This is a genomic window from Streptomyces sp. NPDC041205 (assembly GCF_055591765.1).
Genome location: NZ_JBVIZH010000003.1, coordinates 671,644 through 692,242, shown reverse-complemented (window position 1 = coordinate 692,242; position 20,599 = coordinate 671,644). Strand labels below are relative to the sequence as shown.

Sequence of the window (20,599 nt, the reverse complement as noted above, 5' to 3'; positions counted from 1 at the left end):
CTCCGCACGACGCCGCGTGCCTTGCCGTCCTGACCTCTCGTCGCCACCCCGTAGCACGGCCTGAAAGGAACGACGCGATGAACGCCAACAACCCCTTCGCCCGCCTCCCCGAGGCGGCCTCCTTCACCGTGACGAGCGCCAACGTCACCGACGGCGCCGCCTGGTCGCCCGAGCAGCTCTCCGCCGGTGTCCCCGGCGGCAAGGACGTCTCCCCGCAGCTCTCGTGGAGCGGCGCCCCGGACGGCACGAAGAGCTACGCGGTCACGGTCTACGACCCCGACGCCCCCACCGGGTCCGGGTTCTGGCACTGGGCGGTCGCCGACATCCCCGCCACCGTCACCGAGTTGCCGGAGGGCGCGGGCGACGACACCGGCTCGGGCCTGCCCGAGGGCGCCTTCCAGTTGCCCAACGACGCCCGTATGGCGCGCTACATCGGCGCCGCCCCGCCCGCCGGACACGGCCCGCACCGCTACTTCGTCGTCGTGCACGCCCTCGACGTGGAGTCCATCGGCGTCCCCGCGGAGGCCACCCCGGCCTTCCTCGGGTTCACCATCGCCGGTCACATACTCGGCCGCGCGGTCCTGACCGCCACCGCCGAGACCTCCGCCTGACGCACGGCATGACCCGACTCATCGACGCCACGGAGATGTACCTCCGCACCGTCCTGGAGCTGGAGGAGGAAGGCGTGGCGCCGCTGCGGGCCCGCATCGCCGAGCGCCTGGACCAGAGCGGCCCCACGGTCAGCCAGACCGTGGCCCGCATGGCACGTGACGGACTGCTGCGCGTGGCCGCCGACCGGCGGCTGGAGCTGACGGAGGAGGGGCGGCGGATCGCCACGCGCGTGATGCGCAAGCACCGGCTCGCGGAATGTCTCCTCGTCGACGTGATCGGGCTCGAGTGGGAGCGGGTGCACGCCGAGGCCTGCCGCTGGGAGCATGTGATGAGCGAGGCCGTCGAGCGCCGCGTCGTGGAACTGCTGCGGCACCCGACGCAGTCGCCCTACGGCAATCCGATCCCGGGCCTGGAGGAACTCGGCGAGCGGAGCGCCCCGGGGCCGGGCCCCGACGAGGGCATGGTCAGCCTCAGCGACCTCGAACCCGGGCCGAACGGCGTGCGTGCGGTCGTCCGGCGCATCAGGGAACGCGTCCAGACCGACCCGCGGTTGCTGGACACCCTGTGGCGGGCGGGGGTGCGGCCCGGCGCGGTGGTGAGCGTGACGTCGGCACCCGGCGGTGTGTTGGTCGGCAGCGGCGGGGCGGCTGCCGAACTCCCCGCGCGCACCGCCGCGCACGTCTTCGTCACGGAGCACTGAGCCCGGCGCCCACACACGGGGATGGCCCTCGATCACCATGGTGGTCGAGGGCCATCCCCGTTTCTTCCGTGGCCGAGAGCCATCCGCCCGTGGCCGAGAGCGGTCCGCCGACTCAGCGCAGGACGCGCAGTCGCAGCTCACCGACCTTCAGCAGCCGTGCGAGCAGCACGTATCCGACGATCAGCACCGCGGCGCCCGCCGTGAGAGCGAGGGCCGTCGTCGCCGTGTCCGCGGCGTCCGTCCGGTCCGCGCAGGCGCGGGCCACCAGCCAGGCGAGGGCCCCGGCGGGGGCGGCGGCCAGGGTGAGCTTGCCGTACGTGCGCACCAGACGCCTGCCGTCCATGCGGCCGTCGAGGCGCCTGCGCAGCAGTCGCGCGGTGAGCAGCAGACCGACGGCGTACGACAGCGTGTACGCGGCGGCCATGCCGACGACCGCCCAGCGGGCGGGCAGGAGTTGGTAGCAGACGGCGGCCAGGGCGATGTTCACGGAGGCGATCCACGCCGCCGTCCAGAACGGGGTGCGGGTGTCCTCGTAGGCGTAGAAGCCGCGCAGCAGCAAGTACTGGGCGGAGAACGGGATCAGGCCGAGGCCGAAGGCCTGGAGCATCTGGCCGAGCGGGCGCGTGGCGGCCGCGTCGGCGGCTCCGTGGCCGAACAGGAGCGCCGCCGTCTCCGGGCCGAGCGCCAGGAAGAAGAATCCGGCGGGCACGATCACGACACCGGTCAGGCGCAGCGCCCGGGACAGTTCGCCGCGCAGGTCGTCGGTGCGGCCCTGCGCCGCGGCCTTGCTCAGCCGCGGCAGGAGCGCGGTGACCAACGAGACCGTGACGATGGACTGCGGAAGGAGCCAGATCGTCTGCGCGTACGTGTACGCCGTGTACCCGGCCCCCGCGTGCGGCAGCCGCTGGTCGGTGGCGTTGGCGTAGTTCGAGACGACGGTCAGGGCGACCTGGTTGGCGAGCACGAGCAGCAGGGTCCAGCGGGCGGCGCGGGCGCTCTTGCGCAGGCCCGTGCCGCGCCAGTCGAAGCGCGGCTGGAAGCGGAAGCCCGCCTCGCGCACGTACGGCACCAGTGCGAGGGCCTGCAGCGCGATGCCGCAGGTGGTGCCGACACCGAGGAGCCGGACCTGCTCGGCGGTGATGTCGCCGACGCTGTGCGGCGCCGTCATCAGCGCCAGGTAGGCGCCGAACATGGCGATCAGGACGACGTTGTTGAGGACCGGCGTCCACATCATCGCGCCGAACTTCTCGCGGGCGTTGAGGACTTGGCCGAGCATCCCGAACATGCCGTAGAAGAAGATCTGCGGCAGCAGGAAGCGGGCGAAGACGACGGTGAGTTCGAAGGCCTCGTGGTTCTCCGCCGTGTCGCGCATGTACAGGCCGATGATCTCCGGCGCCGCCCACACGGCGAGCGCCGTGCCCGCCGCGAGGACGCACAGCACCAGGGTGACCAGCCGCTGCTCGTAGGCCCGGCCGCCGTCGGGCTGCGTGGCGCGGGCCCGTACGAGCTGCGGCACGAGCACCGCGTTGAGCGCGCCGCCGATCAGCAGGGTGTACAGGCCGGTGGGCACGGTGTTCGCCGTGTTGTACGTGCTGGCGAGCAGGCCGGTGCCGAGTGCCGCCGCCTGGAGGACCTGCCGGATGAGGCCGGTCGCCCTGGACACGACGGTACCGACGGCCATGAGCAGCGAGGACCGTGCGAGTCCGCCTTGCTCCGCGCTGTTTCTCCTGTGTTTTGCGTTGGCGTGTCTTGCGATGGTGTTCCCCTCCCCCATCCCGCCACCCTACGCAAGGAAGATCAAGCGGGGGCAAAGGACACATCGCTCTCAGGGCCTGCTGAGCCGGATGGTGTCTCCCTCCCCGCTACCCCTGATCACGGTGATCCTCGCTCCGGTGTCGGGGTCGGTGAAGGTCTGGCCGGGGGTATGGGCGGCCAGGTCCAGGGGCACGCAGCCCGGGGGCGGGGTGGGGGACGGCGCGGCGTTCATGACGCGGACGGGGCCCTCGCCGGTCGGGGTGGCGGAGTCGACCTTGTAGATGAGGACGCCGCTGGAGCAGGCGGTCCGGTCATGGCCCTCGGCCCGGCGGGACTCGGCCACGTACGCCGTCGTCCCGCCGGTGCGCAGGACGGCGATCTGGGTGCCGCCCCCGCGCTCCACCGGGGTCAGCCGCACCGTGCGCCGCCCGTGCGCGGGCAGGCAGGCCACCTGGGCGTCGCGGATCCAGCCGAGCTTCCAGGAGTGCCAGCCGAGGTGCTGCGGCGCACGTCCCGCGATGTCACCCATGACGTCCCAGCCGCCGGTGTACCGGTGGGTGTCGCCCGCGAACGCGTAGAGATCGGGCAGGCCGAAGGTGTGGCCGGTCTCGTGGGCGGCGACCTTGTGCCCCCAGCGCCACAGGTCCTGGCCGAAGGTGACCCCCCACTTGAGACGCCTGCCGTCGGCGCTCACGCCGGACGTGCTCGGGTCGAAGAGGTAGGTCGGCGAGAAGGTGATGGCGGCGGCCGCCCGGGTGGGGACGACATAGACCATGTCGTAGCGGGAGAAGTCCGCGTGCGGGTCGGCGGCGGTGACGGCGTCCCGTACGTACTTCTCGTGCGCCTCGAAGGTCAGACCGCGCTCGAATCCGTACGAGGCGGAGTCCGCGGGCATCCGGATCCAGCGGTGCAGCGAGGTGACGGCGAGCCGGGAGCGGCCGTGGCTTGCCTGCTTCAACCAGCTTGCCGCGGGCGCGAGTTGGTCGGCGTAGGCGCGGGTGGAGTCGGTGGCGGGCGCGTCGGGGAAGTCGACGAAGAGGGTGAGGACCTTGCGGGTGCCGGTGGCGCGCTGGAACTGCCGGAGGTCGGTGTCGTGGCCTTCGTCCGTCCAGCCGGTGCGACCGGGAAGTGCGCAGTCGGATGCGGGGGCGGAGGGCCGGGGCGGGGTGGCCGCGTCGGCCGCGGTGGGGGCGGCGAGACAGGCGACGAGGGCGAGCGCGGCGGTCAACGGCCGCAGGTGGAGGGGCGGTGCGGGCATGGCTCTCCCGAGGGTGTGGAACGGGCCGGGTGGGCGGAACCGGGGCCCGTCCGACGGGTGCGCGACGCCGCGCCGACCGTCGGACGGGCCCTAGGCGCGGCCCGCGGCCATCGCCGTCAGACGTTCGAGCACACGGCCCCCGGAGGCGGTGACGCCGTCGTGCTCCCATTCGTTGGTGACCCAGACGCGGGCGGCGCCGACCTGGCAGGCGGTGCGCAGGGAGAGTCCGGCGTCCACGTACATGTCGTCGTGGTAGACGATCGCGGCGAGGGGGACCTCGTTGGCCGCGAGCCGGTCGAGGTCGTACAGCGGGGGCCAGTCGGTGCGGTCGGCCAGCAGGTCGGCGGCGGCCGCGAAAGGGCGCAGGCCCGCGATGTCACGGAACATCCAGGGGTAGATCATCTCGCCGGTGAGCAGGAGCGGGTCGGCGTCCTCGGCGAACTCGGCGAAGTCCGTGAGGGCGCGGGACGCGGCCCAGCCGGTGCGGGACGCGCCCTGGCCGTAGAGCGTCTCCTGCATGACGGCGAACAGCGGGTTGTCGCTGAAGCCGGTCACGGCCATCACCTGGCGCAGGAAGGTGTCGGTCAACTCCCCGTCGGTGTCGAGGGATTCGTCGAGCAGCCAGTGGATCCGCTCGAATCCGTCCCCCATGCCGAGGACGAGCCCGAGCGTGCGCAGTCGGCGGACGGTGAGACGGTCCCCGTCGGGCAGGCGGACGTCGGTGGCCGCGAGGAGGTCCGCGATCTTGCGCAGCCGTGCGGCATCCTCCGGATAGCGGGCGTAGAGGCCGCGGACGCGGTCGCGCACGCGCGGGTAGGTGCGGGTGTAGACGTCGTCGGCGGTGGCGGTGAGCCCGGGCAGGCCCCCGGTGACGTAGCAGGCCTTGAGGCCCTCGGGCGCGCGGGACAGATAGGTGAGGGTGATGAAGCCCCCGTAGCTCTGCCCGAGGGTCTCCCAGGGCTCGCCGCCGCAGAGTTGACGGCGGATCAGCTCGGCGTCGGCGACGATGGCGTCGGCGCGGAAGTGGCCGAGGTACGCGGCCAGCCGGGCCGGGTCGGTGAAGCGGGCGGCGACCCTGGCGGTGACGGGGGTGGAGCGGCCGGTGCCGCGCTGGTCGAGCAGGAGCACCCGGTGGGTCTTGAGCGCCGCGTCCAGCCAGCCCGGCGAACCGGCGGACGGACGCGGGGACTTGCCGCCCGGTCCGCCCTGGAGATAGAGCAGCCAGGGCAGCCGCTCGTCCGCGCGGCGCGGGTCGACGACCTCGCGGGCGAAGACCTGGATGGTCGGCCCGCCGGGCGCGGAGTGGTCGAGGGGGACGGTGAAGAAGTGGTCGACGGTCGTGTACGCGGGGTTCATGAGCCCTTTCCGGGATGACTGACTGGAGCATGCCATGTGACATTGCATCAGAGGGTCGCTGCGACCCGAGGCCGATGGCACCGGGCCCCGTAAGGGGCGCGGGGAACTGCGCGATCAACCGCCACAGCCCTGCAGAGACACCACAAAGCTCCCGCAGAACCCGCACGTCTCCGCGCCCCTGGCGTCCGATGTCACATCGCGTGCGCGGGCGACAGGGTGTAGGTCCGGGTCGTGGCATAGAACTCCAGGGCCGCGCGCCCCTGTTCCCGGGACCCGTGGCTGGAAGCCTTCGTGCCGCCGAACGGCAGGTGGAAGTCGACGCCGGTGGACGGGGCGTTGATCCGGATCATGCCGGTGTCGAGGTGGTCGAGTCCGCCGAGGGCCGTGTCCAGGTCCGCGGTGTGCAGCGAGGTGACCAGGCCGTGCGGGACGGAGTTGGTGATCCGGACCGCGTGGGCGAGGTTCTCGGCGGGCAGCAGGGCCGCGACGGGCCCGAAGACCTCCTCGGCCAGCAGCCGATGGCCGGGGGGAACGTCCTCCACCAGGGTCGGGGTCGCGTACCAGCCGGGCCTGTCCGGCACGGTGCCGCCCGCGAGGACGCGCAGGCCGTGTACGGCGTCGCCGAGCTGGTCGCGGGCGCGGGCGTCGATGAGCGGACCGCAGACGGTGGCCGGGTCGGCCGGGTCGCCGACCGGGACGGCTCGCAGCGCCTCGCCGAGGGCTTCGCGCAGCGGGTCGAGGGCCCCGCCGACGGCGATCACGCGGCTGGTGGCGGTGCACTTCTGGCCCGCGTATCCGGCGATCGCGGCGGCGATGTGCGCGGCCGCCCGCTCGATGTCGGCTTCCGGCAGGACGATGGCCGCGTTCAGGCCGCCCATCTCGGCCTGGACGGGGATGCCGCGGGCGGTGGCGGTGCGCACGACCGCCTGGCCGACGGTGGTGGAACCGGTGAACGAGACCACGTCGGAGGCGGAGACGAGCGCGTTGCCCTCGGTGGCGTCGCCGGGCAGCACGGTGAAAACGCCGGTGGGCAAGGCCTGTTGGACGATCTCGGCGAGGCGCAGGGCGCAGGCCGTGGCCTGCGGGGCGGGCTTCAGGACGACCGCGTTGCCGACGGCGAGCGCCGGGGCCGCCTTCCAGCTCGGGATGGCGAACGGGAAGTTCCACGGGGTGATGAGTCCGGCGACGCCGTGCGGACGACGGCGGCTGAGCAGCAGCCCGGCGCCGGCGGCGGTCTCGTGGACGGCGCCGACGGGGTCGTAGGGGGTCTGGGCGTAGTACCGCCAGATCGCGGTGGTGCGCGCGACCTCGGCCCGGGCCTCGGTGAGCGGCTTGCCCACCTCGCGCACGGCGAGCGCGGCCAGTTCCTCCGCCGCTGCCTCGACGGCGGCGGCGACGGCGCCGAGGGCGGCCGAGCGGGCGGCCGCCCCGGCGAGCAGCCAGCCGGCCTGGGCCGCGCGGGCCCGCTCGACGGTGTCCACGGCGGCGAAGGCGCCGGGGGTGCTGACGCGCAGGACCACGTCGTCGGGGTCGGCCGGGTTGACGGAGCGATACGCGGACGCGGACAGCGGGGATACGGCGGCGGTCACAGGAGGAATCCTCCGGGGAAGGGGTCGTCCGGGTCGAGGAAGTACTGGGCGGTGCCGGTGACCCAGGCGCGCCCGGTGATGGTCGGTACCACGGCGGGCACCCCGCCGACCTCGGCCTCGGCGACGAGCCGGCCGGTGAACCTCGTACCGATGAAGGACTCGTTGACGAAGTCGCGGTCCAGGGGCAGTTCGCCGCGGGCGTGCAGCTGGGCCATCCGGGCCGAGGTGCCGGTGCCGCACGGGGAGCGGTCGAACCAGCCCGGGTGGATGGCCATGGCGTGCCGCGAGTGGTGGGCGTCGGAGCCGGGCGCGGCCAGGTAGACGTGCTTGACCCCGGCGATGTCGGGCCGCTCCGGGTGGACGGGGCGGTCCGGTGAGGCGTTGATGGCGTCCATGACGCCGAGCCCGGCGGCGAGCAGGTCGTTCTTGCGGGCGCGGTCGAACGGCAGGCCGAGGGCGTCGAGTTCGACGAAGGCGTAGAAGTTCCCGCCGAAGGCGAGGTCGTAGGTGACCGTCCCGAAGCCGGGGACCTCCGCCTTGCGCTCCAGGCCGACGCAGAACGCGGGCACGTTGGTGAACGTGGCGGACCGGGCGACGCCGTCCTCGACGCGCACGTCGACCGGGACGAGTCCGGCCGGGGTGTCGAGGCGCACCGTGGTGACGGGTTCCGTGACGGTGACCAGGCCGGTCTCCACCAGGACGGTCGCGACGCCGAGGGTGCCGTGGCCGCACATCGGAAGGAGGCCGGAGACCTCGATGAACAGCACCCCGTGGTCGGCGTCGGGGCGCGTGGGCGGCTGGAGGATCGCTCCGCTCATCGCGGCGTGGCCGCGCGGCTCGTACATCAGCAGCGTGCGGAGGTGGTCCATGTGCTCGATGAAGTGCAGCCTGCGCTCGGCCATGGTGGTGCCGGGGATGACCCCGACGCCTCCGGTGATCACGCGCGTGGGCATGCCCTCGGTGTGCGAGTCGACGGCGTGGAAGACGTGACGCGTACGCACAGAAGCTCCTTTCGGAAGCGGGCGGTTGCGGGCGGCTCGACGCCGAGCAGCCGAGGGCGGCCTGAGGCCGACCGAGTGCCGTCAGCGGCGAGTCGAGCGGTCGCGGTCAGCGGTGACCGTGTGCGACGGCCTTCTCGGTGGCCTCCCGCACGCGGCTCGCGATCTCGCCGGAGAGCGGGGAGCGGGGCGGGCGGACGGGGCCGCCGGGTCGGCCGACGATGTCCATGGACAACTTGATGGCCTGCACGAACTCGGTCTTGGAGTCCCAGCGGAGCAGGGAGTGCAGGGAGCGGTAGAGCGGCAGGGCCGTGGACAGGTCACCGGCGACGGCGGCATGGAAGAGCTCGGCGCAGGAGGCGGGCAGGGCGTTGGGGTAGCCCGCGATCCAGCCGACCGCCCCGGCCACGGCGAGTTCGAGCAGTACGTCGTCCGCGCCGATCAACAGGTCGAGCTCGGGGGCGAGTTCGGCGATCTCGTAGGCCCGGCGCACATCGCCGGTGAACTCCTTGACGGCGACGATCGCCCCGTCCCGGTGCAGCTCGGCGAGCAGCGCGGGGGTGAGGTCGACCTTGGTGTCGAACGGGTTGTTGTACGCCACGACGGGCACCCCGGCCTTGGCGACCTCGGCGTAGTGGGCACGCACGGCGTCCTCGTCGGCGCGGTAGGCGTTGGGGGGAAGCAGCAGGACCGAGCCGCAGCCGGCCGCGGCGGCCTGCTCGGCCCAGCGCCGGGCCTCGGCGCTGCCGTACGCGGCGACGCCGGGCATGACGCGGGCGGCGTCGCCCGCCGCCTCGACGGCCGTGTGCACCACGCGGGCGCGCTCCTCGTCGGTGAGGGTCTGGTACTCACCGAGCGAGCCGTTGGGGACGACGCCGTCGCAGCCGTTGTCGATCAGCCAGCGGACGTGCTCGGCGTACGCGTCGTAGTCGACGGATCGGTCGTCCCGGAGCGGCAGGGCGGTGGCGACCATGATGCCGCGCCAGGGGCGGGTGGTGTTCCAGGCGGTGTCGGTCATGTCGGACGACCTCTCTATAGTGTGTGACATTTTATTGAGGGAAGTACGGTGCCCACAAGGGGGCGCGGTCAGTGGACGGCGTCGCCTTCGGGTCAGGGGGCAGGCAGGATCGCCGGTGGGTTCGGCGGCGGGTTCGCCGCGGGTCAGGTGATGGGTCCGGCGACGGGTTCGCCGCGGGTCAGTCAGGTGGCGGACCCCTCGGCGGGTTCGGCGGCGGGCCCGTCCAGCGAGGCCAGCACCCCCAGCGGCACCGGCACCGCGAACGGGCGGCGTTCGGCGGGCGCCTCCCCCGGCCCGGCGCCCGCTGCGAGGCAGGCCACGCCCGTCCCGCACATCCTCCCCTGGCACCAGCCCATGCCCGCGCGGGTGAGGAGCTTGACGGTGCGCGCGTCGCGTGCGCCGAGGTCGGCGACCGCCGTCCGGATGCTGCCCGCGGTCACCTCCTCGCACCGGCACACGTCCGTGTCGTCGGTCAGCCAGCGCGACCAGCCCGGTCCGGGCGCGTGCGCGGCGGCCATGGCGTCGGCGAAGGCGCGCATGCGGTCGCGGCGGCGCTGGAGCTCGCGGACGCGACCACGGTGTGCGGGGCGGCCGCGCAGCCGGGAAGCAATCGCAAGCCCCGCCACCTCCCCCTCGACCCTGGCCAGTTGTGCTCCGCCGATACCGCCGGTCTCGCCCGCCGCCCACAGGTCGGGCACCGACGTCTCCTGAAGGTCGTCCAGGACGAGGGCCGTGGCGCGGTCGGGGGTGGCGCGGGTCGCGCAGCCGAGCGTCGTGGCCAGTTCGATCTGCGGTACGAGGCCGTGGCCGACGGCGAGAGCGTCGCACGCGATCCGGCGTGACGTCCCCGGCAGCGGCCGCCAGTCGCGGTCGAGCCGGGTGACCGTGACGGCCTCCACCCGGTCGCGGCCGTGCACTTCGGTGACGGCGCCGCGGGTGCGCAGCCGCACCCGGTGCCGCAGCAGGATGCCGCCGTGCAGCGCCGCCTCGGCCAGCTTGTGCGGGTTGGCCGCGAGCACCCGCGGATGCCGGGCGTACGCCAGGTAGCCGGACGCCTCGACCACGGCGGGCACCCGCGCCCCGGCCGCGGCCAGCGAGGACGCGACCGCGAGCAGCAGTGGCCCGCTCCCGGCCACGACGACCCGCTTGCCGGGCAGCACGAGGCCGGACTTGAGCATGGCCTGCGCTCCCCCGGCGCCCACGACCCCCGGCAACGTCCAGCCGGGGAAGGGGAGTTGGCGCTCGTACGCACCGGTCGCGAGGAGCACCGCCCGGGCCCGCACCCGCACCGGCCGCTCCTCGCAACCGTCGGCGCCGGTGACGGCGTGCACGGTCCACGGCCCGTCGCCGTCCGGGGAGCCGCCCTCCCGGGCGATCGTCCACACGTGGTGTCCGCCGAGGCGGGTGACCGCGCTCGCCTCCAGGCGTCGGTGGAGCGCGGCGTATGCGGACCAGTCGTGGTGCAGGGCTTCGGGGCGCAGGGCTCCGGCGGCCGGTGCCGGGTGCCGGTAGAACTGCCCGCCGGTCCCGTTCGCGGTGTCCAACAGGGCGACGGTCAGGCCGAGTTCGGCGGCGGTGACGGCCCCGGCGAGGCCGGCGGAGCCCGCGCCGATCACCGCGAGGTCGTACGGTCCGGACGGCTCGGCGGGTCCGGCCGCTCGCGGGGCTGCCGCCGGTTCAGACGCCGAGGCGCTCATGGCCGTGTCCTTCCTGGGTCGTGATCGCGTCGCCGGGGCGTGCGGGCACCAGGCAGGCCCGGCGGTTGGGCGCGCCGTTGATGGTGGCGAGGCAGTCGTAGCACTGTCCGATGCCGCAGAAGGCGCCGCGCGGCCGACCGCCCACGCGGGTGGTGCGCCAGGCGAGGATGTCCGCGGCCCAGAGCGCGGCGGCGACGGACTGCCCCGGCAGGGCGGGGACGGGGCGGCCGTCGAAGGTGATCTCGAACGACGGGCCGGGCTGCGCGCCGACCAGGTCGGCGGGGGTACGGGCACGGGCCACGGTGGGCCTCCTCTCGTGGTGGTGGCTGATCAGGCCGTGGGCATGAAGCGGCCGGGGTCGAACGGGCTTGTGTCCAGGGGCGGTCGGCCGCCGGTCAGGCAGCGCGCCACGATCAGCCCGGTGGCCGGGGCGAGCCCGATGCCCGCGCCCTCGTGTCCGCAGGCGTGCAGCAGCCCGGGGACGCGCGGGTCGGGTCCGATCGCGGGCAGGTGGTCGGGGAGGTAGGGCCGGAACCCGGCGTACGTACGCATCGCCCGGACCCCGGCGAGGACCGGGAACAGGGCGGTCGCCTGGGCCGCGAGACGCCGCAGGACCTCCGTGGACAGGGTGCGGTCGAAGCCGACCCGCTCCCGGCTCGCGCCGATCAGGACCGGCCCCGCCGCGGTGCCCTCGACCACCGCCGAGGTTTGCAGCGCCGCCGAGCCGCTGGCGACGTCGGCGACGTAGTCGGCCGCGTACACCTTGCGCCGCACCACGCGCGGCAGCGGTTCGGTGACGAGCACGAAGCCACGGCGGGGCAGGACCGGCAGGTCCACGCCCGCGAGCGCGGCGACCTCGCCGCCCCAGGTACCCGCGGCGTTCACCACGTACCCGGCGTACAGCTCGCCGGTCGCCGTCGCGACCCCTCGCAGTTCGCCGTGGCCGCCGGTGAGCAGACCGGTGACCTCCTCGCCGAGCCTGAGGCGCACGCGGTCGCCGCCCGCCCGCAGCAGATGGGCGGCGGCCAGGGCGGGCATGACCTGGGCGTCCTGCGGGTAGAGGAAGCCGCCCGCGAGGCCGGGGGCCAGGTGCGGCTCCAGGTCGTGGAGCCGGTCGGGCGCGACCTCCTCCGCCCGCACCCCGGCCTTCTCCTGTCCGGCCGCGAAGTCGCGCAGGGCGCGCATCCCGTCCTCGCCGGAGGCGACGACCAGGCCACCCTTGGTCTCGTACTCGATCTGCGGCGGGAGCAGTTCGGTCAGCTCCCGCCACAGCTCGGTGGAGAGCAGGGCCAGTTCGAGCTCGGGGCCCGGCTCCTTGTCGGAGACGAGGAGGTTGCCCTCGCCGGAGCCGGTGGTGCCGCCCGAGACCGGGCCGCGGTCGACCACGGTGACGGTGAGGCCGGCCTGCGCGGCGTAGTAGGCGCAGGCCGCGCCGACGACGCCCGCGCCGACGACGATGACGTCCGAGGAGTTTCTCGTGAGCACGCCAGTAATATTTCACATGGCACTGACGATGCCAAGGGTTTCGCGCGAGCCGTCCTCGCTTCAGCCGTCCGGCCCGCACCGCCGGATCAGCAGTCCGGCCCCGGCCCTGGTCGATCCGCCCGGCCCCGGCCGCCCCGGGCTCAGCCCTCCATCAGCGCACCCATCCACTCCTCCACGCCCTCCGGCGTCCTCGGCAGCGCGCCGGACATCAGGCGGGCCCCGTCGGCCGTGATGACGAGGTCGTCCTCGATGCGCACGCCGATGCCGCGCAGTTCGCGCGGCAGGGTCTCGTCGTCCGGCTGGAGGTAGAGGCCGGGCTCGACGGTGAGCACCTGCCCCTCCTCGAGCACCCCGTCGAGATACGCCTCGGCCCTCGCCTGGGCGCAGTCGTGCAGGTCGATGCCGAGCATGTGTCCGCTGCTGCACAGGGTGTAGCGCCGGTGGAACTCGCCCTCGGCGTCCTTCAGCACCCCCCATGCGGCGAGCCCTTCGGCGATGACGCGCATCGCGGCCCGGTGGAAGTCTCGGAAGGCGGCGCCGGGCCGCAGCGCGGCGATGCCCGCGTCCTGCGCGGCGAGGACGAGTTCGTAGACCTGCCGCTGGACCGGGGAGAAGCGCCCGGACAGCGGCAGGGTGCGCGTGATGTCGGCGGTGTAGAGGGTGTCGGTCTCCACGCCCGCGTCGAGCAGCAGCAACTCCCCTGCGTCCAGGGGGCCGTCGTTGCGTATCCAGTGCAGGACGCAGGCGTGGGCGCCGGACGCGGCGATGGTCTCGTAGCCGGTGCCGTTGCCCTCGGCGCGGGCGCGCAGCCCGAAGACCCCCTCGATCCAGCGCTCGCCGCGCGGCTGCGTGAGGGCGCGCGGCAGGGCGCGGACGACGTCCTCGAAGCCGGTCGCGGTGTGATCGACGGCGAGCTGGAGCTGGCCCACCTCCCAGGGGTCCTTGACCAGCCGCAACTCACTGAGTACGGTGGCGAGTTCGCTGTCGGCGGCGGCGTTCCTGCCCGGCGGCAGCTCGACGAGCGGCACGCAGCGGACGCCGGTCATCCGCTCGGCCTCCGCGAGGTCGGCGCGTCGGCCCACCCAGAACTCGCCGTAGCGGCGGTCCCGGTAGAAGCCGTTGTCGGTGCGCGGGGACCGGGGGCGCAGGTGCAGCACCGCCTCATGGCCGTGCGGTCCGTCGGGTTCGAGGACCAGCACATGACCGGCCTGGTCCTCGCCGCAGAGTCCGGTCAGCCAGGCATAGGCGCTGTGCGGGCGGAAGCGGTGGTCGCAGTCGTTGGAGCGGACCCTCAACTCCCCCGCCGGGACGATCAGCCGCTCGCCGGGGAAGCGGGCCGACAGGCGGGCGCGGCGGGCCGGGGTGAGGTCGGCGGCGGGCAGCCGGATGCCGTCCGGCAGTGGGCTCGGTGCCCAGTCGCGGGCCATGAAGGACGCGAACTCGGGGGACTCGGGGAGGTCGTGGCTGACCGTGCGGATGCCGGTCGACGCGGACTCGTTCACGGGGATCCCTTCGGACACAGGTGAGTAACGGACGGGTCGATGCCTTGCCAGTACAATTTCACATTACTATGTTACCGGTCACATTCCAGCCACCTCGGGGCTGGCCGACTGTTCTCGGAGTGACCACTGATGAACAAGCGCACCCTCACCGCTGTCGCCGCCGTCCTGGCGACGGCCGTCACCCTTGGCACGGCGGGCTGTTCCGGCTCGAGTTCGGGCAAGGGGCGGGGCGGCAAGAACCCCGCGACCCTCAACGCCGGGGCCGTGGTCGGCGGCACTCCGCAGCGCGGCGGCACCCTGACCGTCCTGTCCAACCAGGACTTCACCCACCTCGACCCGGCCCGCAACTGGGTCATGAGCGACATGGACTTCGGCACCCGGCTGCTCTACCGCACCCTCGTCACGTACAAGGCAGCCCCCGGCACCGCGGGCGGCGAGCTGGTCCCCGACCTCGCGGCCGACCTCGGCACCCCCTCCAACGGGGCCAGGACCTGGACCTTCCGCCTCAAGAAGGGCATCAAGTACGAGGACGGCACGCCCGTCACCGCCCAGGACATCAAGTACAACGTCGAGCGGTCCTTCTCCCCCGACCTGCCCGGAGGCGCCGACTACGCGGCCCGCTACCTCGCCGGGGCCAAGGGCTACAAGGGCCCGGCCGAGGGCGAGCACCTGGACTCCGTCAAGACCCCCGACGACCACACGATCGTCTTCGAACTGCGCAAGCCCTTCGCGGAGTTCCGCAATGTCACGGTGATGCCGACGTTCGCACCGGTGCCCAAGAAGCGGGACAAGGGACCGCGGTACGACAACAGGCCCTTCTCGTCGGGCCCCTACAAGATCCAGTCGTATCAGCGCGGGAAGAAGCTGGTGCTCGCGCGCAACCCGCACTGGAAGGCCTCGACCGACACGGTCCGCAAGGCCCACCCGGACAAGCTCGTGATGGTCATGGGCCTCAAGGCCAACCAGATCGACGACCGGCTCATCGCCTCGCAGGGCGCCGACGCCTCCGCCGTCTCCTGGGGAGCGGTGCGGCCGGAGAGCGCCGCCAAGGTGCTGCCGAGCGCCGAGGTCAAGAAGCGGCTGATCGCCGAGTCCACCAACTGCACCGACATGGTCCAAATGCACACCGGACGCGGTCCGTTCACCGATGTGAAGGTCCGCCAGGCCGTGCAGTACGCCCTGGACCGGGAGTCGGTGCTCACCGCCTCCGGCGGCCCCGCCTTCAACGACCCGTCCACCGCCTACATGCCGGCCTCGCTGTTCGGCGGCAAGCAGCCCGACACCCTCAAGATCCCCGTCGCCGGTGACGTCGACAAGGCCAAGCAGCTCCTGAAGGAGGCGGGCAAACCGGGCGGCTTCACGACCAAGATGACCGTCTCCACCGGCGACAAGGGCCGGGCCGAGGCGATACAGGAGTCGCTCGGCAAGGCCGGCATCAAGGTCACCATCGAGACCGTCGACCCGTCCGCGTTCTACGCCACGATCGGCGACACCAAGAACCGCACCGACCTGGTCTACACGGGCTGGTGCCCGGACTACCCGTCCGGTTCGACCTTCCTGCCCTTCGTCTTCGACGGCCGCTACATCAAGGAGAAGGGCAACACCGGCAACCATTCCCTCTTCCGCGACAAGCCGACCATGAAGCGCATGGACGAGATCGCCGCCATGACGGACGCGAAGAAGGCGGGCTCCGCCTGGCGGGAGCTGGACGGCGAGATCCTCGCCAAGGCCCCGACCGTCCCGGTCCTGGTGCGCCGCTGGCCCCTGGTCCTCGGCAGCAACGTCGCGGGCGCGTACGGCCAGACGTCCTTCGGCGGCCAGCTCGACTACGCCACGGTCGGCCTCAAGGACCCGTCCAAGAGCAACGGCTGAGGGGCACTCCGACCATGACCACCCTCACCCCGAAGGCACCCGAGCCGAAACCGGCACGGGAAAAGGCTCAGCAACCGACGACGACCGCCGCGGGCAGCGGCCCCTGGCGCCTCGCCCGCGCCGAACTGCGCCGCCGCACCTCGGCGAAGATCTCCCTCGTCATCGTCGCGCTCTTCGCCGTCATGGCCATCGCCGCTCCGCTGCTGAGCGCGCTCGGCGGCTGGTCGCCCGAGGAGTTCGACAAGACCGCGGTCGACCCCTACCTCGGCGGGCAGCCCATCGGGCCGCTCGGCGGGATCTCCGCCGAGCACTGGCTGGGCGTCGAACCCGTCACCGGACGCGATCTGTTCGCCCGGGTCGTGCACGGCGCGCAGGTCTCCCTGCTCATCGCCTTCGCGGCAACGGCGATCGTCGTGATCGCGGGCACGGCGGCCGGGGTCGCGGCCGGCTACTTCGGCGGCCGGATCGACGCCGTCCTCAGCCGGATCATGGACCTGACCATGTCCTTCCCCTCCCTCATCTTCATGATCGCGATGATGTCGGTGGCCAAGGACGTCAACCGCATCCTCCTGATGACCGCCGTGATCGGCCTGTTCGGCTGGCCCGGCATCGCCCGCGTGGTGCGCGGCCAGACGCTCTCGCTCAAGCACCGCGAGTACGTCGACGCCGCGCGCGTGGGCGGCTCGGGGTCCTGGCGGATCCTCACCCGCGACATCCTTCCGGGCGTCGCCGGGCCCGTCATCGCGTACACGACCCTGATCATCCCGGGCATGATCGCCACCGAGGCGGCGCTGAGCTATCTCGGCGTCGGCGTCCGGCCGCCCACGCCCTCCTGGGGCCAGATGATCGCCGAGAGCGTCGCCTTCTACGACACGGACCCCATGTACTTCGTCATTCCGAGCACCTGTCTCTTCCTGACCGTGCTCGCATTCACCCTGCTCGGCGACGCGCTGCGGGACATCCTCGACCCGAGGGGCAGCCGCACATGATCCTGTACATCGCCCGCCGTCTCCTCGCCGTGACCGGTGTGCTCATCGCCATCGCCGCCGTCACCTTCACCATCTTCTACGTCCTGCCGTCCGACCCGGCCGCCGCGGCCTGCGGCAAGTCGTGCAGCGCCGACAGGCTCGCGGCGATCCGCGCCAACATGGGCCTCGACCAGCCGATCTGGCAGCAGTTCTGGGACTTCCTCGCCGGCATCTTCACGGGCCGCACCATCGGCACGGGCCAGTACGCACTGCGGTGCGACTTCCCGTGCCTCGGCTACAGCTACGAGAACAGCGAAGCCGTCTGGGGCCTGCTGATGGACCGGCTGCCGGTCTCCGCGTCGCTCGCGCTCGGCGCGGCCGTGCTGTGGCTGGCGCTCGGCCTGACCGCGGGGGTGACGGCCGCGCTGCGCAAGGACACCCTCACCGACAAACTCCTGATGGTCGGCGCGGTCGGCGCCGCCTCGCTGCCCGTGTACTTCACGTCGATGATGCTGATCTACGGCCTGATCCGGACGGCCGACCTGCTGCCCTATCCGCAGTACGTCTCCTTCGGCTCCGACCCCCTCGACTGGGCGTCGAACCTGCTCCTCCCCTGGCTCGCGCTCGCCATCCTGTACGCGGCCATGTACGCACGCCAGAGCCGCAGTTCGATGATCGAGACGATGGCGGAGCCGTACATCCGCACGGCCCGCGCCAAGGGTCTGCCGCGCCGCAAGGTCGTCGTCAAGCACGGCCTGCGGGCGGGGATGACGCCGATCCTCACCCTCTTCGGCATGGACCTGGGCGGGCTGCTCGCCGGCGCCGTCATCACCGAGTCCATCTTCGGCCTGCCGGGCATCGGACGGCTCTTCTACGGCGCCCTGTCGACCGGCGACCAGCCGGTCATCCTCGGCGTCACGCTGCTCGCCGCCACCTTCATCGTCGTCGCCAACCTGGCCGTCGACCTGCTGTACGCCGTCGTCGACCCGCGAGTGAGGTTCTGATGACCCTGCTGTCCCACGAGGACGCGCCGGCCCCCGTCGAGCGGAACGAACCTCTGTTGTCCGTAAGGGACTTGAGCGTCACGTTCACGACCGGGCGCGGCCGGGTCCGGGCCGTGGACCAACTCTCCTTCGAGGTGCGCCGGGGGCGGACCCTCGGCATCGTGGGAGAGTCGGGGTCCGGCAAGTCCGTCACCTCCCTCGCCGTCCTCGGCCTGCACACCGGCGCCGAGGTCACCGGCTCCATCCGGCTGCACGGGCGGGAGCTGATCGGCCTCGACGAGCGCGCCCTCAACCGGCTGCGCGGCCGCCGCATGGCGATGATCTTCCAGGACCCGCTCTCCAGCCTCCACCCCTACTACACGGTCGGCGAGCAGATCGCCGAGCACCACCGTGTGCACTTCAACTCCCGCCGTGCGGCGGCCCGTCGGCGTGCGGTGGAGATGCTCGCCGAGGTCGGCATCCCGGAGCCGGAGCGGCGGGCGGGTGAGTATCCGCACCAGTTCTCCGGCGGCATGCGTCAACGCGTGATGATCGCGATGGCCCTCGCCTGCGAGCCCGAGCTGCTCATCGCGGACGAGCCCACCACGGCCCTCGACGTCACGGTGCAGGCGCAGATCCTGGAGCTGATCGCCCGTCTCCAGGAGGACCGGGGCCTCGCCGTCGTCATGATCACCCACGATCTGGGCGTGGTCGCCCGTGTCGCCCACGACGTGCTCGTGATGTACGGGGGCCGGGCCGCCGAACAGGCCCCGGTGGACACGCTGTTCGCGACCCCGGCCCACCCCTACACCCGGGGCCTGCTCGACTCCCTGCCACGTCTGGACGACGCCGACGACGAGCCGCTGCGGGCCATCCCCGGCAGCCCGCCCTCCCTGCTCGCCCCGGCCCCCGGCTGCGCCTTCGCGCCCCGCTGCCCCCGGGCCGCGGCCGCCGCCGACGACGAACGGCTGCGGTGCGAGACCGAACAGCCGCTGCTCGGCGGCCCGGCCGACCACCCGGCCGCCTGCCACTTCCCCGCGTACGAAGGCGTCCCCTCATGACCTCAGCGACCCACCCCACCCCGACGGAACGGCAACCACTCCTCGCCGTGCGGGACTTGACGACGTCCTTCCCGTCCAAGCGGCGCGGCACGGCTCCCGTGCGGGCCGTCGACGGCATCAGCTTCGACGTCGCCGAGGGCGAGACGCTCGGCCTCGTCGGGGAGTCCGGCTGCGGCAAGTCCACCACCGGGCGCACCATCGTGCGTCTCCTGGAACCCACCAGCGGCACGGTCACCTACGACGGCCGCGACATCAGCCATCTCTCGCAGCGCGAACTGCGGCCGCTGCGCCGCGAGCTCCAGATGGTCTTCCAGGACCCGCACTCGTCCCTCAACCCGCGCCAGACCGTGGCCCGGATCATCGCCGACCCCCTGCTCGTCCAAGGGAGTTCGGCCACCGACGCCCGCAAGCGCGCCCTCGAACTGATGGAGCTCGTCGGGCTCATCCCCGAGCACAGCGACCGCTATCCGCACGAGTTCTCCGGCGGCCAGGCCCAGCGCGTCGGCATCGCCCGGGCGCTGGCCACCGGGCCGCGCCTCGTCGTCGCCGACGAGCCCGTCTCCGCGCTCGACGTCTCCGTCCAGGCCCAGATCGTCAACCTGATGGAGCGACTGCAGCGGGAGCTGGGCCTCGCCTACCTCTTCATCGCCCACGACCTGTCGGTGGTCAAGCGCATCTGCGACCGGGTCGCCGTCATGTACCTCGGCCGCATCGTCGAGATCGGCGCCAAGGAGCGGGTGTACGCGGCCCCCGCGCACCCCTACACCCGGGCGCTGCTTTCCGCCGTACCGCTGCCCGACCCGGCGGCCGAGCGGGCCCGGGAGCGCATCACGCTCCTGGGCGACCCGCCGAGCCCGGCCGCTCCCCCGCCCGGCTGCACGTTCCACCCCCGCTGCCCCAAGGCGCAGGACATCTGCAAGGCCGAGGCGCCGGTCCTGCGGATCGGGTCGCCGGGCGAGGCGCGGGAGGTGGCCTGCCACTTTCCCGAGACGGCCGTGGCCCCGCCGCCTACGCCCGGAACGTCGCCGGGCGCTCGGGGGACGCCGCCGCGAGCGCGTCGGTGACCGCGGCGACTCCGGCCCGCAGGCCGTAGACGGGGGTGTCGGGCTGCTGGCGCCAGGACTCGTCGATGCCGCCCGCGTCCACCGTGTCGAAGCCCAGCTCGTCGATCAGGTCGCGGACGACCTTCTTGGCGGCCTCGTCGTCACCGGCGACGGGCAGCGCCATGCGCTCCGGGTCGCCCTTGGGCAGCGGCTTGTCGAGGATGTCCTCGGCGTACGTGCCGTTGAACGCCTTGATGACCGGGTGGCCGATGTGCTGCTCGGTCCAGCGGCTCTCCGTGACGCCGCCGTCCTCGATGGCGTCGATCCTGCCGTCGCGCTCCTTCGGGTAGTAGTTGCCGGTGTCGAGCACAACGAACCCGTCGGCGGCCCCGTCGAACAGGTCGAACGGCAGGTCGGGGACGTTCTTCAGCGGGATGGTCACGACGACGAGCTCGGCGCCGCGCGCGGCCTCGGCGACGGTCACGGGCGTGGCGCCGGTCTCCTCGGCGAGGGCGGTGAGGGTCGCGGGTCCCCGGGAGTTCGCCACGGACACCTCGTGCCCGAGCTTCGTGAGGCGCCGGGTGAGATTGCCGCCGATGTTGCCCGCGCCGATGATGCCGATCTTCATGGGGTCCTCCAGAACCGTGGCGCGACGGGGGTGCCGCTGCCGCATGTGTGCACCCAACCCCGGGGCCACCGGCA

Annotated in this window: 18 protein-coding genes; 7 read left to right on the top strand and 11 right to left on the bottom strand. The window is 73.0% G+C overall.

Going from position 1 to position 20,599, the window contains the following annotated elements; all coding sequences use genetic code 11:
* Nucleotides 1–77: 77 nt before the first annotated feature.
* Entirely contained in the window at nucleotides 78–611 is a 534-nt protein-coding gene (locus ACZ6BG_RS17380; protein ID WP_469001903.1) for a YbhB/YbcL family Raf kinase inhibitor-like protein, read from the top strand.
* An 8-nt stretch (nucleotides 612–619) separates the two neighbouring features.
* On the top strand, nucleotides 620–1,312 hold the full coding sequence (locus tag ACZ6BG_RS17375) for a metal-dependent transcriptional regulator (RefSeq protein ID WP_469001901.1): 693 nt from the start codon (nucleotides 620–622) through the stop codon (nucleotides 1,310–1,312).
* 112 nt (nucleotides 1,313–1,424) lie between these two features.
* Here the strand turns inward: ACZ6BG_RS17375 and murJ are convergent, their stop codons facing one another.
* The 10 genes from murJ to ACZ6BG_RS17325 all read right to left on the bottom strand — a co-directional run bounded on the left by murJ (nucleotide 1,425) and on the right by ACZ6BG_RS17325 (nucleotide 13,970).
* Nucleotides 1,425–2,993, bottom strand: coding sequence for a murein biosynthesis integral membrane protein MurJ (murJ, locus tag ACZ6BG_RS17370; RefSeq protein WP_469001898.1), 1,569 nt, complete (start codon nucleotides 2,991–2,993; stop codon nucleotides 1,425–1,427).
* Between the two features lie 144 nt (nucleotides 2,994–3,137).
* Nucleotides 3,138–4,325, bottom strand: coding sequence for a M6 family metalloprotease domain-containing protein (locus tag ACZ6BG_RS17365; protein ID WP_469001895.1), 1,188 nt, complete (start codon nucleotides 4,323–4,325; stop codon nucleotides 3,138–3,140).
* A 90-nt stretch (nucleotides 4,326–4,415) separates the two neighbouring features.
* The gene (locus ACZ6BG_RS17360) at nucleotides 4,416–5,681 is read right to left on the bottom strand and encodes an alpha/beta fold hydrolase (RefSeq protein WP_469001891.1); all 1,266 of its coding nucleotides are present in this window, start codon (nucleotides 5,679–5,681) and stop codon (nucleotides 4,416–4,418) included.
* 191 nt (nucleotides 5,682–5,872) lie between these two features.
* Nucleotides 5,873–7,270 carry an aldehyde dehydrogenase family protein gene (locus tag ACZ6BG_RS17355; protein WP_469001889.1) on the bottom strand — a complete coding sequence of 466 codons (1,398 nt, stop codon included), beginning with the start codon at nucleotides 7,268–7,270 and terminating at the stop codon, nucleotides 5,873–5,875.
* On the bottom strand, nucleotides 7,267–8,271 hold the full coding sequence (locus ACZ6BG_RS17350; RefSeq protein WP_469001885.1) for a proline racemase family protein: 1,005 nt from the start codon (nucleotides 8,269–8,271) through the stop codon (nucleotides 7,267–7,269). Before ACZ6BG_RS17350 ends, ACZ6BG_RS17355 begins: the two co-directional genes overlap by 4 nt.
* A gap of 106 nt (nucleotides 8,272–8,377) precedes the next feature.
* A complete protein-coding gene (locus ACZ6BG_RS17345; RefSeq protein ID WP_469001883.1) occupies nucleotides 8,378–9,286 on the bottom strand; it encodes a dihydrodipicolinate synthase family protein in 909 nt (302 codons plus the stop codon).
* 182 nt (nucleotides 9,287–9,468) lie between these two features.
* Nucleotides 9,469–10,983: an FAD-dependent oxidoreductase gene (locus ACZ6BG_RS17340; protein WP_469001878.1), complete on the bottom strand. Its 1,515-nt coding sequence runs from the start codon at nucleotides 10,981–10,983 to the stop codon at nucleotides 9,469–9,471.
* Entirely contained in the window at nucleotides 10,964–11,284 is a 321-nt protein-coding gene (locus tag ACZ6BG_RS17335; protein ID WP_468459012.1) for a (2Fe-2S)-binding protein, read from the bottom strand. Before ACZ6BG_RS17335 ends, ACZ6BG_RS17340 begins: the two co-directional genes overlap by 20 nt.
* A 29-nt stretch (nucleotides 11,285–11,313) precedes the next feature.
* Nucleotides 11,314–12,468 carry an NAD(P)/FAD-dependent oxidoreductase gene (locus ACZ6BG_RS17330; protein ID WP_469001875.1) on the bottom strand — a complete coding sequence of 385 codons (1,155 nt, stop codon included), beginning with the start codon at nucleotides 12,466–12,468 and terminating at the stop codon, nucleotides 11,314–11,316.
* 140 nt (nucleotides 12,469–12,608) lie between these two features.
* Nucleotides 12,609–13,970, bottom strand: coding sequence for an aminopeptidase P family protein (locus tag ACZ6BG_RS17325; protein ID WP_469001873.1), 1,362 nt, complete (start codon nucleotides 13,968–13,970; stop codon nucleotides 12,609–12,611).
* A 129-nt stretch (nucleotides 13,971–14,099) separates the two neighbouring features.
* On the opposite strand from ACZ6BG_RS17325, the gene ACZ6BG_RS17320 reads away from it, so the two are divergent.
* From ACZ6BG_RS17320 to ACZ6BG_RS17300, 5 genes are read left to right on the top strand one after another with little or no spacing between them, the layout of a single operon-like run.
* Nucleotides 14,100–15,842, top strand: a complete 1,743-nt coding sequence (locus tag ACZ6BG_RS17320) for an ABC transporter substrate-binding protein (protein ID WP_469001871.1) — start codon at nucleotides 14,100–14,102, stop codon at nucleotides 15,840–15,842.
* Between the two features lie 14 nt (nucleotides 15,843–15,856).
* Complete coding sequence (locus ACZ6BG_RS17315) at nucleotides 15,857–16,831, top strand: ABC transporter permease (RefSeq protein ID WP_469001869.1); 975 nt, start codon at nucleotides 15,857–15,859, stop codon at nucleotides 16,829–16,831.
* Complete coding sequence (locus ACZ6BG_RS17310) at nucleotides 16,828–17,814, top strand: ABC transporter permease (RefSeq protein WP_469001866.1); 987 nt, start codon at nucleotides 16,828–16,830, stop codon at nucleotides 17,812–17,814. Before ACZ6BG_RS17315 ends, ACZ6BG_RS17310 begins: the two co-directional genes overlap by 4 nt.
* Nucleotides 17,814–18,854 carry an ABC transporter ATP-binding protein gene (locus ACZ6BG_RS17305; protein ID WP_469001864.1) on the top strand — a complete coding sequence of 347 codons (1,041 nt, stop codon included), beginning with the start codon at nucleotides 17,814–17,816 and terminating at the stop codon, nucleotides 18,852–18,854. Before ACZ6BG_RS17310 ends, ACZ6BG_RS17305 begins: the two co-directional genes overlap by 1 nt.
* The gene (locus ACZ6BG_RS17300) at nucleotides 18,851–19,918 is read left to right on the top strand and encodes an ABC transporter ATP-binding protein (RefSeq protein ID WP_469001862.1); all 1,068 of its coding nucleotides are present in this window, start codon (nucleotides 18,851–18,853) and stop codon (nucleotides 19,916–19,918) included. The genes ACZ6BG_RS17305 and ACZ6BG_RS17300 overlap by 4 nt, the downstream gene beginning before the upstream one ends.
* On the opposite strand, the gene ACZ6BG_RS17295 is transcribed toward ACZ6BG_RS17300, so the two are convergent.
* Nucleotides 19,863–20,525: an NADPH-dependent F420 reductase gene (locus tag ACZ6BG_RS17295; RefSeq protein ID WP_469001860.1), complete on the bottom strand. Its 663-nt coding sequence runs from the start codon at nucleotides 20,523–20,525 to the stop codon at nucleotides 19,863–19,865. The two genes, ACZ6BG_RS17300 and ACZ6BG_RS17295, sit on opposite strands and share 56 nt — an antisense overlap.
* Between the last annotated feature and the right edge of the window lie 74 nt (nucleotides 20,526–20,599).